Annotated in this window: 12 protein-coding genes; 8 read left to right on the forward strand and 4 right to left on the reverse strand. The window is 65.6% G+C overall.

The genetic code is table 11. From position 1 onward, the window contains the following. Positions 1-15: 15 nt before the first annotated feature. From U9J33_RS13450 to U9J33_RS13460, 3 genes are all read left to right on the forward strand, one after another. Entirely contained in the window at positions 16-507 is a 492-nt protein-coding gene (locus tag U9J33_RS13450; RefSeq protein WP_324695952.1) for a flavin reductase family protein, read from the forward strand. A 77-nt stretch (positions 508-584) separates the two neighbouring features. Beyond that, on the forward strand, positions 585-1,337 hold the full coding sequence (locus U9J33_RS13455; protein WP_185997055.1) for an SDR family NAD(P)-dependent oxidoreductase: 753 nt from the start codon (positions 585-587) through the stop codon (positions 1,335-1,337). Positions 1,338-1,381: 44 nt separating this feature from the next. Next, complete coding sequence (locus tag U9J33_RS13460; RefSeq protein WP_324695955.1) at positions 1,382-2,173, forward strand: alpha/beta hydrolase; 792 nt, start codon at positions 1,382-1,384, stop codon at positions 2,171-2,173. Here the strand turns inward: U9J33_RS13460 and U9J33_RS13465 are convergent. The 4 genes from U9J33_RS13465 to U9J33_RS13480 form a co-directional block, all read right to left on the reverse strand. Further along, on the reverse strand, positions 2,161-4,521 hold the full coding sequence (locus U9J33_RS13465) for a TonB-dependent receptor (RefSeq protein ID WP_324695958.1): 2,361 nt from the start codon (positions 4,519-4,521) through the stop codon (positions 2,161-2,163). The two genes, U9J33_RS13460 and U9J33_RS13465, sit on opposite strands and share 13 nt — an antisense overlap. A gap of 66 nt (positions 4,522-4,587) precedes the next feature. Continuing rightward, on the reverse strand, positions 4,588-5,457 hold the full coding sequence (locus U9J33_RS13470; protein WP_324695960.1) for an SDR family oxidoreductase: 870 nt from the start codon (positions 5,455-5,457) through the stop codon (positions 4,588-4,590). Beyond that, positions 5,457-6,794, reverse strand: coding sequence for a cytochrome P450 (locus tag U9J33_RS13475; RefSeq protein WP_324695962.1), 1,338 nt, complete (start codon positions 6,792-6,794; stop codon positions 5,457-5,459). The genes U9J33_RS13470 and U9J33_RS13475 overlap by 1 nt, the downstream gene beginning before the upstream one ends. 119 nt (positions 6,795-6,913) lie before the next feature. Continuing rightward, a complete protein-coding gene (locus tag U9J33_RS13480; protein ID WP_324695963.1) occupies positions 6,914-7,228 on the reverse strand; it encodes a 2Fe-2S iron-sulfur cluster-binding protein in 315 nt (104 codons plus the stop codon). A 261-nt stretch (positions 7,229-7,489) separates the two neighbouring features. Here U9J33_RS13480 and U9J33_RS13485 point away from each other — a divergent pair, with 261 nt between their 5' ends. From U9J33_RS13485 to U9J33_RS13505, 5 genes are read left to right on the forward strand one after another with little or no spacing between them, the layout of a single operon-like run. Next, positions 7,490-8,776 (forward strand): amidohydrolase family protein, encoded by a 1,287-nt coding sequence (locus U9J33_RS13485; RefSeq protein WP_324695965.1) that lies wholly within the window; start codon positions 7,490-7,492, stop codon positions 8,774-8,776. 11 nt (positions 8,777-8,787) lie between these two features. Further along, complete coding sequence (locus tag U9J33_RS13490) at positions 8,788-10,215, forward strand: aromatic ring-hydroxylating dioxygenase subunit alpha (protein WP_324695967.1); 1,428 nt, start codon at positions 8,788-8,790, stop codon at positions 10,213-10,215. Beyond that, positions 10,215-10,967 (forward strand): SDR family NAD(P)-dependent oxidoreductase, encoded by a 753-nt coding sequence (locus tag U9J33_RS13495; RefSeq protein WP_324695968.1) that lies wholly within the window; start codon positions 10,215-10,217, stop codon positions 10,965-10,967. Before U9J33_RS13490 ends, U9J33_RS13495 begins: the two co-directional genes overlap by 1 nt. After that, positions 10,964-12,124: a CaiB/BaiF CoA transferase family protein gene (locus tag U9J33_RS13500; RefSeq protein WP_324695970.1), complete on the forward strand. Its 1,161-nt coding sequence runs from the start codon at positions 10,964-10,966 to the stop codon at positions 12,122-12,124. Before U9J33_RS13495 ends, U9J33_RS13500 begins: the two co-directional genes overlap by 4 nt. After that, entirely contained in the window at positions 12,111-13,319 is a 1,209-nt protein-coding gene (locus U9J33_RS13505) for a CoA transferase (protein WP_324695972.1), read from the forward strand. The genes U9J33_RS13500 and U9J33_RS13505 overlap by 14 nt, the downstream gene beginning before the upstream one ends.

The raw sequence follows: 13,319 nt of genomic DNA on the forward strand, positions 1-13,319 counted from the left end.
AGGATGACAGACCCAGTGACCACGACCACCATCGACCCGGCCGAGTTCCGCAAGGTCCTGGGCAGCTACCCGACCGGCGTCTGCGTGATCACCGCGCTCGACGATGGCAAGCCCGCGGGCATGGTCGTCGGCTCGTTCACCTCCGTTTCGCTCGATCCGCCGCTGGTCGGCTTCTTCCCCGACAGGAAGTCCTCGTCCTGGCCGCTGATCGAGAAAGCCGGGCATTTCTGCGTCAACGTCATGGCCAGCGACCAGACAGACGTCTGCCGGGCCGTCACGGCCAAGGGCGACCAGAAGTTCGTCGGCGTGGAATATACGGTATCGGACCATAACCTGCCGATCATCGCGGACTCGATCGCCGCAATCGAATGCCGGCTCTATTCGGTAACCGAAGCGGGCGATCACTGGTTCGTGCTGGGCGAAGTGCTGCGCATGGAAGCAGTGCGCGAGAACGATCCCATGCTGTTCCACAAAGGCCGCTACGGCGGTTTCGCCGAACGCATGTAACAAGGGTTCTTGACTCCCGGGGCGCTCGCTGTTCACCCGTTCAGCGCAAATCGAGTGCATCCGCGGGAGAGAATTTCATGACACGTTCGCTTGAAGGCAAGGTCGCCGTCGTCACGGGCGGCGGCTCGGGCATCGGGCGCGGCATCGCGCTGCGCCTTGCCGAGGACAAGGCCGCCATCGCCGTATGGGACCTCAATCCCGAAGGCGCGGCCGAAACGGTGCGGCTGATCGAGGAAGCCGGCGGCAAGGCCCTGGCGATCACCGCCGACTGTTCGGACAAGGCCGCGATCAAGGCCGCCGCCGACGAAACACGCGGCACGTTCGGCCCGATCACCATCCTCGTCAACAATGCCGGCATCGCACCCTTCACGCCTTTCCTGGATATCGGCGAGGACGAGTTCGACAAGGTGATCCGCATCAACCTCAAGGGACCGTGGCTGGTTACCAAGGAAATCGTGCCGGACATGCTGGCGGCGCAGTGGGGGCGGATCATCAACATCACTTCCTCTTCCACCCAGTCCGGCTCCTTTGCGCAAAGCCACTACGTCTCGTCGAAGGGCGGCCTGCTCGGCATGACCAAGGCGCTGGCGATGGAACTGGGCGGCACCGGCATCACCGCCAACATGATCCCGCCCGGCTCGATCGACACGCCGATGCTGCGCCAAGCCCCGATCGACGCGGAGGCCTATGGCAAGTCCCTCCCGGTCAAGCGCCTCGGCAAGGTCGAGGACATCGCGGCGGCAGCAGCTTTCCTCGCCTCCGAGGAAGCCAGCTACATGACCGGGCAGACGATCAGCACCAATGGCGGCCGCTACATGGGCTCTGCCTGATTTGATCAGTGCGTCATGCGTGCGGGGGCGCTAGCCTCCTGCGCATGACGCAAGACTTCAGCATCGAAACCGGCGGAGCCACGCTTTCGGGATACCGCCGCGAGGGAACCGGGACGCCGCTCGTACTGGTCCACGGTTTCGGCGGCTCCCGGCACGACTGGGAGCCGATCGTGGCCGCCCTGCCCGCCGACCTTCCGTTGATCGCCTACGACCAGCGCGGCTTCGGCGATTCCACCGGCGCTCCCGGCGTGCCGTTCTCCCATTCGGACGACCTGCTCGCCCTGCTCGACACCCTCGGCATTGCGCGGGCGGACTTGTGCGGCCTCTCGCTTGGCGGGGGCACCGTGCTGAACTTCGCCCTGAACCACCCGGAGTGCGTGCGGCGGCTGGTCTTGGTCAGCCCGCTCATGCTGGGCTGGTCCTGGAGCGCAGACTGGGTCGAGCGCTGGAAAGCGATCGGCCGCGCCGCACGGGGCGGCGATATCGCGTCCGCCCGGGAGCTCTGGTGGAATCACCCCCTGTTCGAAACCACGCGCGAAAGCGCCGGATCGCAGCGGCTCCGCGCCGGGATAGAAGCCTTTCACGGCCGCCAATGGATACAGGACGACCAGCGCCCGGAACTGCCCGAGGCCGAGCGGCTGACCGATCTCGCCACGCCGACCCTGCTGCTGACCGGCAGCCACGACACCGAGGACTTCCGGCTCATGGCCGCCCTGATCGATGCCGCGAGCGAACAGGTGTCCCGGATCGACCATGAAGGTGCCGGCCACCTGCTCAACCTCGAAATTCCCGCCAGGCTGGCAGGAGAAATCATCGCCTTCGTTCAGAACCGGTAGCGGATCTCCAGCCCGTAAGTGCGCGGCTCGCCCACGGCGGCGGCATTGTGGCCCAGCGCTGCGGCCAGCGTCATGCCGCCGACGAAATAGGCCTGGTCGGTCACGTTCTTGACGAAGAGCGCGGCCGAGAAGTCCGATCCCATGATCCCGTTCCAGTCGAGCCGCCCGTTCACCAGCACATAGCCCCGCAGCTTCGTACCCGGCGCGATCGAATTGGCCGCATTGGAGAAGTATTGCGCCGTCTGCCCGTAAAGGTCGCCGCGCAGCGAGACTTCGCCCGCCTCCTCACCCACCGGCAGGAAGACTTGCGCATAGGCCGTTCCGGAGAATTCGGGCGTATCGCCTACCGGACCATAGGAATAGGGCGTGCCGAACAGTTCGATGTTTCCGTTCGTGAACGTCGCCTTGGTATAGGCCGCCGAACCGCCCAGTTCGAGCCATGGGGCCGGGCGGAGATTGCCCTGCACCTCGAAGCCCCAGATGCGTTCCGAAGGCACATTGGCGGTCACCGCAATCGAGGCGAGCCCGCCGGGGCCGTCCGGATCGGGGAACTCCACGCGCTGCACATCCTGCACCCACTGGATGAACACGGCGCTGGCGAAGTTCGCGGGGCGGCCCATCACGTCACCGGCGAACTTCAGGCCGCCTTCGATATCCTGCGTATGTTCGGAATTGAACAGGTTGCCGCCATCGGTAGCCGTCGCGTTGACCGGCGGGGCCGCACCGTTGAAGCCGCCCGAACGGAAGCTGCCGCGCGTCTTGAGATAGGCGAACCACTCCGGCGAAACCTTGTACTCCAGCCCCACTTCCCATGACGGATCGGAGAAGGTCTTCTTCTGGTCCGGCGCGCCGTAAGTATAGGTCGCGCCGGGCAACTGGGCGATCGAGACCCGCTCCCAGGTGTAGCGCAGGCCGCCGGTCAGCTTCAGGTCCGGCAACACGGCATAGGACACCTGGCCGTAGACCGCATTGGTCCGGTTGCGGATGCGGAAGTTGTTGGTGACGTAGCTGGGCGGAATGATCGGCGAGACATCGAAATAGGTCTGCGGCCAGAGCGTGTCGCTGCGCTGTTTCTGGAAGTAATAGCCGAAGATGTAGTCCAGCTTGCCATCCATCGCATCGCCGACCAGTTGCAATTCCTCGGAGACGGAGCGGACCTTCAGCTGGTTTCCGAATTCGCCCGCAGCGGCATTGGCGGTCAGGATCGTCACGAAAGGCGCGCCGAGCTGCGGCTGTTCGGAGCGGGTTTTCGAATCCGACCAGCCGAAGATGTTGCGCAGCTTGGCGCTGTCGCTCAGGTCGACTTCGGTGGTGTTGGTGAGGAACCAGTCCTTGCCATGGTGGCTGGCCCCGCCGGGATGGCGCGTCTTGTAGGGCCCGATGCGGCGCTGTTCGTTCACGTAGTCGATCAGGCCCGGCGCATAGGCATCCGGATGCGCGGCGAGATAAGCCTCCCACGCGCCCGGTCCGGCGACGGAATCGAGCGTCGGCCCGAACAGCAGCCCTGCCCCGCAGGTCAGCGCGAAGCCGTTGTTGGTCTGGCCGCAGGAATAGACGCTGTAAGTGTAGGACGCACCGGTATTGGTGCCGCGCGTGTTGGTATATTGCAGCATGGTGGTGTTGCTGATCGTGTCGGTGGGCTCCACCGTCAGCGTCACACGGCCACTGTCGCGGCGGATGTCGCCCAGACGCTCGTCGTTGAGCAGGTTGCGGATGTAGCCGTCCTTGCGGATCACGTCGAAGGCGCCGCGCAGCAGGATCTTGTCCGCCAGCAGGGGCACGTTCAGCATCCCCTCGCCTTCCCACATGCCGTAATTGCCGACCCGGCCGGTCAGCGCCGCCTCCAGCTTGTCGCTGGGCCTGGCCGAATTGTAGAGCACCGCGCCGCCGGTGGCATTGCGCCCGAACAGCGTGCCCTGCGGGCCTTTCAGGACCTGCACGTTCTCGAGATCGTAGAACGAGGAGGCGCTGTTGATCGTCAGCGGCACTTCGTTGAGGTAGGCGATCACCGCCGAGGGCGAACCCGAGAACGTATCCGCCGATTGCCCACGGATCGAATAGGTCAGCGAGTTGTTGCCCTGCGTCTGGCGGATCGTCAGGCCCGGCGCGATGCGTTGCAGGTCGGAATCGGTCTTCACCCCGCGCTCGACCAGATCGGTGGCATTGAGGGCGGTGATCGCCGCCGGCACGGTGGACAGGCTCTCGTCACGCCGCCGCGCGGTGACGACGATATCGCCTTCGTGGATCGTAACGCCGCCCGGCGATGCCTGCTGCGATTGTGCATAGGCGCCCTCCATTCCAGACAGCACCGTTCCAGCCGCCAGCGCGGCCTTCAGCCAGTTCCTCATGGTCCCTCTCCTCCCCGGGAAGCGGCACACCACCGCTTCCAATGCTTCGCCCCGTCTTCGGGGTCTTCAGCCGTCGAGCCGCTCCATCGCCGCGAATGCCGCGGCGCGAGCGTCGAATATCTGCTCCAGATGGTTGACCGGATCGCCCACGGTCACGCCGCCTTCCACCGGGATCACCGCGCCGGTCATGTGGCGCGAACGGTCGCTGGCGAGGAACAGCGCCACTTGCGCCACGTCCTCCGGCTCTCCGCGCCGCTTGATGAGCTGGTTGGAGAGGTAGACCGCATTCACCCCCTCCTCGATCCGCGCGGCAAGGCCGTTCTCGGCCCCCTTCTCTCCGAACGAGGACAATTCGGTGCGCACATGGCCCGGCACGATGCAGTTCACCCGGATGCCGTGCCGCGCCAGATCGATGGCGGAGGACTTGGAAAACTGGATCAGCGCCGCCTTCGACGCGCGATAGGTCATCATCGCATGGCCTGCGAGCGTGCCGGCGATGGAGGCATTGTTGAGGATCACGCCGCCCCGTTTTTGACCATTTGGGCCTGCCTTCGCCATGATCCGCGCCGCATTGCGCGTGCCCAGCATGGGCCCAAGCACGTTGACGCGCATCACCCGGTCGAAATCCTCCAGCGTATCGTCCAGAAAGCTGGGAAACGCGCCGCAGGACATGCCCGCATTGTTGAACAGCACGTCGATCCCGCCGAAGCGGGAGACGGCGGCCTCGATCATCGCCTCCACCGCCGCCGGATCGGATACGTCGGTGCGCTGGTAGACCGCCGAAACGCCCAGCCTTTCCGCCAGCGCCGCGCCTGCCTCGTCGGCGATATCGGCGATGACGACCTTTGCCCCCTCCGCCGCGAACAGTTCCACGGTGGCGCGGCCGATGCCGCTGGCGCCGCCGGTGACGACGGCCACTTTGCCCGCAAGTTCCATCAGCGCGCCTCGAAAGTTATCGGCAGCGACTCGATGGTGCGCGTGGCGACGGTGGGCGTGTAGCGGATCGCGCTTTCGGGAATGGCCAGCTTCAGGTTCTTCATCTGCCGGACGATCTCCCGCGCGGCCACCTTCACTTCCATGCGCGCCAGCGCCAGCCCGATGCAGCGGTGCGGGCCGCCGCCGAAGGCCACGTGGCGGCCGAGATTGGGGCGGGTCAGGTCGAACTTGCGCGGCTCCGGGAACACCGTTTCGTCATCGTTGCCCGATCCGTAGACCAGCAGCATATGCGCATGGGCGGGGATCGTCGTGCCGTTCACGGTGACTTCTCGCGTGGTCATGCGGCTGAGCGCGCGCACCGGCGGTTCGGCGCGCAAATGCTCCTCCACGAAGCGACCCAGCTGGCGATCGTCGTCCGCCACGCTCTCCAGCAGTTCGGCCATGCCGGGGCGCGTGGTGAGGACGTAGAACAGGTTGCCGATGGCGGTCGCAGTGGTGTCGTTGCCCGCGATCAGCGTGGCGCGCACCAGCGAGACAGCCTCTGCGAAAGTCAGCTTCTCCTTGCCGCCATCCTCATTGGTAACTTGCGCATGAACCAGATCGGAAAGCATGTCTTCCGACGGGTTCCCCTCGCGCTGCCTCATCTTGGCGATCAGGTATTGCTGAAGCTCCGCGATCTGCGCGGCATTGGCCAGCATCGTCTCGCGGCTCTGCATCGCGCCGATCTGCGCGGTGACCGCGACCGACCAGCGCGAAATCTGCTCCTCCATGCCCTGATCGAGCCCGAGCTGCTCCACGATCACCCGGATGGTCAGCGGGATCGCGATGTCCTTCACACCGTCGCACCGGCCATCGCCGCGCGCCACCACATCGGCGATCACCCCGCGCACCACTTCGGTGATGCGCGGCTCCAGTTCCTTCACGCGGTGCGCGGTGAAGGCCTGCTCCATCAGCTTGCGGATGCGTGTGTGATAGGGCGGATCGGACATGATCGCGTCCGGGAAATAGCCCCCGCCATGCTCTTCGAGGTAAGCCTGAAACTCCTCCCGCATCCCGCGCGCCTGCTGTTCGGAATAGCCGTGCTTCACCGAGAAGGTCACCGGGTCGGACTGGATCTGCGCAATATCCTCGTGCCGCGTCACCAGCCAGGAACCGAGCCGCTCGTCATAGTGGATCGGATCGCCGTGGCGCATGACGCGGTAGAACGGGTTCGGCTGCGCCTGGATCGCGGTATCGGCCAGCGAACCGCTGCCCAGCAGCGCCTGCTCTTCGGCGGTGAGTTCCCGCCGCGCGCTGATCCGGTCTTCGCTTGCCCCAATTTGCGTTGACGTTGCCATGTACCCTGTCCCGTGAATTGATGCAGCGGTTCGTGCCGCCTCTTGTCATGTTCTATGGACCGCGCGGCGACGGCCAACCATGCCCGCCCTCGAACCAAGGCTTGCCCCGAGGGGAAGGATCAGTACCCCGACGCATGCGCCACGGTGACTTCCAAGCCGTCCAGATCATCGCTCATCCTGATCTGGCAGCCCAGGCGGCTGGTGTCCTTCATGACGTCCGCCACCATGTCGAGCATGGCGAACTCCACCTCGTCCGGCTCACCCACTTCGTCCCACCAGTCCTGCGAAATGTAGACGTGGCAGGTCGCGCAGGCGCAGCCTCCCCCGCAATCGCCCATGATCCCGGCAACCCCGCGCCCACGGCCGAGTTCCATCAGGCTCACGCCCTCATCCACATCGGAAAATTCGTGCTTCACGCCGTCGATGTCGGTCATGGTGACATGAAGGTTGCCCATAAGTCCGGCCCGGTCCTCTTCGTTTGGTTTTCATAGGTGATGCCGCAGCCGGGAGGCCGCGCAAAGCGCTCCCCGTGCCTTGCGACTTGCCCCAGCAGGAAAACCGCCACCACGTAGCCGCCGGGCCTTCCGGTACAGGACAAGCCCTCTGCCCGGCCCGTCATTTGCCGCGCCGCACCTCCCTCCTAACCTGCCTCCCCAAGAGCCACGAGAACACCCGTGGCCAGAAGGAGAAAAACCGTGGGACGGACACTGATCCAGAACGCCACGATATTCGACGGGACGGGCAAAAGCACGATCAAGGGCGACCTTGTGGTCGAGGGCAACCGTATCACCTCAGTCGGCACCGCAACCGTCGCGCAGCCGGACGACATCACGATCGACGCCAGCGGCATGTTCCTGATGCCCGGCATGGTCGAAGGCCACGCGCACCTCTCGTTCGAGAATGTCTGCGCGACCGAGGATCTGATCACCCCCTGTCCCGAAACGCAGGTCTTCACCGCCGCGCGCGGGGCCAAGGCGCTGATCGAGGCGGGCTTTACCTCTGCCTACGGTGCGTCCGAAGCGAAGCTGAAACTGGCCGTCGCCGTGCGGGACGAGGTCAACGCCGGCCGTCTGCCCGGCCCGCGCATCCGTGCGGGCGGCCTCGAAATCTCCGTCACCGGCGCGATGGGGGATGAGAGCAAGCTCCACAATCCGCGGATCGGCCCCTCCGCCATCGTCGACGGCGTGGAAGAGATGCGCAAGACCGTGCGCCTCCACTGCCGCGAGGGGATCGACAATGTGAAGCTCGATGTCTCGGGCGATCCGTTCTACCCCGGCACCCCCGGCAACACGACGCCGATGACGTTCGAGGAAGTGCGCGTCGCCGCCGAGACGGCCCATGCCTATGGCCGCAAGATAAACGCCCACACCCGCTCCATCGAAGGCTCCAAGCACTGCGTCCGGGCGGGCGTGGACGGCCTGTTCCACTGCGAATACGTGGACGAGGAGCTGCTGGACATGATGGAGGAGGCGCGGGACCGCATCTTCGTGGTGCCCACCGTCGGCCTTTTCGCGCAGATCATGGCGGGCGAGGCTTCGGCGCATGGCCTCTCCCCCGAACTGGGCGGCTACATGAACATTCCGGATCTGCTGGAAAACTCGGTGAAGACGCACACCGAACTGCGCAAGCGTGGCATCCGCCACCTGATCGGCGGCGACTATGGCTTCGGCTGGAGCCCGCAAGGTACGCAGGGGCGCGACCTCAAATCCTTCGTCGATTTCTACGGCTACACCCCGGCCGAGGCGCTGGTCTGCGCCACCCGCAACGGCGGCCTCGCCATGGGATACGGCGGCGAACTCGGCACTCTGGCGCCGGGCAATCTGGCCGACCTGATCCTGGTCGACGGTGATCCGCTTGCGGACATTTCCATCCTAGCCGGGCCGGAAAAGGTCGCCTTCGTGATGAAGGACGGCGCGGTCCAGAAAATCAGCCCTGCCCTCGCAACACATGCGAGCACGCCGACGCTCGAAGCGGCGGAATAAGGAGCCTCGGAATGAACGTCGCCACCGGAACGCTGCAGCCCGGCGAGGCCCGCTGCCCCGCCGAATCCACGCAGGACATCATCGCCGCCGACCGCAACGCTGCGCCTGCCTGGGCGGCCAGCGAAAGCTACCACTACCTCGGCAGCGAGGACGTTTCCAAGGAACGCTACACCGACCCCGCCTTCGCAAAGGGCGAGTTCGAGCGGATGTGGACGCGCACATGGCAGATGGCCTGCCGTGAGGATCACATTCCCGAAGTGGGCGACTATTACGTCTACGATATCGGATCGTACTCCTTCATCGTCACCCGGTGTGACGATGACGAGATCCGCGCCTACTTCAACGCCTGCCTCCATCGCGGCACCAAGCTCAAGCCCTCCGGCACGGCGGGCTTCGCGGCGAAGCTGAAGTGCCCGTTCCATGGCTGGACCTGGAACCTCGACGGATCGCTGAAGGAAATCCCTGAAAAGTGGGACTTCGCCCATGTCGCCACGCGGAAGATGTGCCTGCCCGAAGCACGGGTGGAGCGGCTGGGCGGCTTCGTCTGGATCAACATGGACCCCGCCGCGCCCAGCCTTGAGGAGTACCTCGGCGCCGAGGCCCTCGCTCATCTCAAGGCGTGGAAGCTGGAGGATCGCTACATCTACCTCCACGTCCAGAAGAGCTATCCGGCCAACTGGAAGCTGACGATGGAGGCCTTCATGGAGGCCTATCACGTCGGCGACACGCACCCGCAAGTCGCGCCCGCCAATGGCGACGTAAACTCTCAGTACGATGTCTACGGCGATCACGTGGACCGCTTCATCTCCACGCTCGGCGTGGTCAGCCCCAAACTGCGCGACAAGTACAGCGAGGCGGACATCATCGCCAACTTCACGCTGGGCGACAGTTCCTCGCTGGGCGGCAGCAAGCCCGAACTGAAGGCGGGCGAGCGCGCGCGGCAAGTGATGGCGGACATGTTCCGCGACATGTTCGAAACGGCAACGAACACCGATCTCAGCCACGTTTCGGATACCGAGCTGCTCGATACCTACAGCTACACGTTCTTCCCGAACCTGTTCCTGTTCCCCGGCATCTCGCTGCCGATGATCTACCGTTTCCGCCCCGACGCGCGCGACCATCGCCGCACGATCTACGAAGTGATGTTCATGCGGCCCAAGCCCAAGGACGGCGGCGAGGTAGAGACTGCCGAGGTGGAGATCCTTCAGGATCACCAGTCCTTTGCAGAAGCGCAGGGCATGGACCCCGGTTTCGGCCATATCCTCGATCAGGATACCGACAACCTCTACGCCCAGCAGGAAGGTCTGGAAGCCAGCGCCAAGCCCGGCATCACCCTGGGCGACTATCAGGAAGTGCGCGTGCGCCACTTCGAACAGACCATCGACAAGTACATGGCGCTGCCGCCCTATCAACCTGACTTTAGGGCCCTTCAACGCTGATGACGTTTTCACTATCGGGTCGCACTGTTTTCGTCGCCGGCGCCTCCTCCGGGATCGGCGCCGGTTTCGCGCGCGCCATTTCCTCTGCGGGCGGACGCGTCGTGCTGGGCGCGCGGCGGGTGGACCGCTGCGCCAAGCTGGCGGCGGAACTGGGCGAGGCACTGGCCGTCGAACTGGACGTGACGGACGAGGCTTCGGTGCGCTCCGCCTTCGATGCGGCAGAGGCCCGGTTCGGCACGATCGATGGCGTGATCTGCAATGCCGGTGTCGGCACCGGCGGCCGTTCCACCGATGTGCCGGAAGACGGGCTGCGCCGCGTGCTCGATACCAATCTGCTCGGCGCGATGCTGGTCGCGCGCGAGGCCGGACGGCGGTTGATCGCGGGCGGCAGTCGCGAGCATCAACGCGGGCGCGTGGTGCTGATCGGGTCGATCACCGCGCTGCAGAACGGCACCGGCGATGCCCTATATGCGGCCACCAAGGCGGGTCTTGCCCACCTGGGCCGGCAACTGGCGCGCGAATGGGTACGGCAGGGGATCAACGTCAACACCCTGCAACCCGGCTGGATCGCCACCGAGATCAACACCGACTGGTTCGCCAGCGAGCGCGGACAAGCCGATATCGCCGCCCTCCACCGCCGCCGCCTGCTCGATGCCGAGGCGCTGACGCCCACCCTGCTCTACCTGCTTTCCGACGCCTCCGCGCAAGTGACGGGCGCCACATTCACGATCGACGACGGGCAATCGTTATGACGAGTAGAGGCGCCCTTGAAGGGCTTACCGTGATCGAGGTCGCCGAGCGGGTGAGCGGGGAATATACCGGCAAGCTGCTGGCCGATCTCGGCGCCGAAGTGATCAAGGTGGAACGCCCCGGCGGCGCTCCGACGCGCGCGATGGGGCCGTTCGCGGCGGGGGAATCGACGCTGTTCGCCTACCTCAACACCAACAAGAAATCGGTCGTGCTGAACCTTGCCGATGCCGCGGATCACAAGGTGCTGGACCGCCTGCTGACCCGCGCCCATGCGCTGATCGACGATCACGACGCGGGCTGGTGCCGGGCGATGGGCCTGACGCCCGAAGCGGTCGCCCCCGCGCATCCCGCGCTGGTCCACACGCTGGTCACGCCGTTCGGGCAGGATGCGCCGGAAGGCTGGCAATCCGCCCGCCCGATCAACGTCATCGCGGCGGGCGGCTGGGCCTACCACAGCCCCAGCGAAACGCCTGCCGACAAGCCGCCGCTGAAAGGCGCAGGCCGGTTCCTCTCCGACTACGAAGCCGGGATCGACGCCGCGCTGGCCACCATGGCCTCGCTGCTGCGCCTGCGCCGCAAAGGTCAGGGCCAGTTCGTCGATATTTCCGAAGTGGAAGTGCAGTTGAACCGCATCGACTGCGTGCTGGACCGCATGCTGGCGGGCGAGGCGGAGCCCAGCGACGCGCGCACCGCCTACGACATGGGCGGCCCCGGCACGTCCTTTGCCTGCCGCGACGGGCATGTTTTCCTGCTGATGACCAGCCGCGCGCACTGGAAGGGCCTCTGCGCGCTGATGGGCGATCCGGACTGGACGCAGGAACTGCGGGAGGACTGGCTGGAGTTCGACTGCACCGCGCCCAATGTCGCGAAATTCCGCGAACACTTCACAGGCTGGATCGCCCGGCAGGACAAGCATCCGATTACCGAGGCCGCACAGAAGGCGGGCGTCGCCATGGTGCCGGTCCAGACCGCGAATGACCTGCCCCGCCACGAACAGTTCGTCCATCGCGGCTTCTTCCAGCAGGCGGTGCATCCGGCGTTCGGAGACGTCTCCTACCCCACCGCCGCCTACCGCATGAGCGCCACGCCGGTTTCGGTGAAGGCGGCAGCACCCTGTCTCGGCGCCGATCAGGAGGAGATCCTCGATGCCGCTTCCTGACCGGAAAGGCCCCCTTGCCGGCATCCGCGTTGTCGAACTCACCAAAGTCTGGGCCGGCCCCTACGCGGGCAAGCTGCTCGCCCACCTCGGCGCGGAAGTGATCAAGATCGAATCCCGCTCCAACCTCGACGAGATGCGCGCCTATGGCGGCGTGGACATCGACGCCGCGCCCTATTTCCTGTCGATCAATCAGGAGATCCTCTCGGTTCAGGTCAACATGAAGACCACCGAGGGGCTGGACCTCGTGAAGCGCATGATCGCCGAGACCGACATTCTGATCGACAACATCCGCCCCGGCGCGATGGAACGGTCCGGGCTCGATTACGAAAGCCTCAAGGCGATCAAGCCGGACCTCATCCAGTGCGCGATCAAGATGTGGGGCAGCGACGGCCCGCTGGGCTATCAGACCGGCTACGCCCCCTGCTTCGCCGCGCTCTCCGGCCTCACCGCGCTGGTGGGGCATGAGGGCGAGACGCCCAAGGGCATGAACATCCGCTACGGCGATTCCACCGCCGGCGCGCTGGCCGCACTCGCCTGCGTGGCCGCGCTCCACCACCGCGAGAGCACCGGCGAAGGCCAGTTCATCGACCTGTCGGCGGTGGAGGCGATGACCAGCCTCGTCGGAGACAGCCTCTTCGCCGCCAGCGTCACCGGAGACGTGCCCAAGGCCGACGGCAACCACCACCCGGAGATGGCCCCGCACGGTTTCTACTCCTGCGGCGAGAGCGACTGGACAAGTATCGCAGTGGCGAACGAGGCCGAATGGCGCACACTCTGCAACACTCTGGGCGCCCCTGCCCTCGCCACCGATCCGCGCTTTACGACGCTGGCGAACCGGCTGACCAACCGCGCCGAACTCGATGCCGAACTCTCCGCGCTCACCCGCCCGCACCACGCCGCAGACCTTGCCGAAAAGCTCAGAAACGCAGGCGTTCCGGCGTTCAAGGCGATGAGTTCGATGGACCTCTGCTCGGACGGTTTCCTCTGGGGCCGCGACGCCTTCCGCATGGTCAGCGATCACCGCAACGGCACCCGTCCGATCATCGGCCCGTCATGGCGGATCAGCCCCGAAGGCCCGCAGGTCGAACGCGGCGCTCCCCTGCTCGGGGAGCACAATGGCTATGTCTACCGCGAGCTTCTGGGCTTGTCGGAAAGCGAAATGGACGATCTGATAGCCCGCAAAGTGATCGACTGA

It is taken from the genome of Novosphingobium sp. RL4 (genome assembly GCF_035658495.1).
GTDB lineage: Bacteria > Pseudomonadota > Alphaproteobacteria > Sphingomonadales > Sphingomonadaceae > Novosphingobium.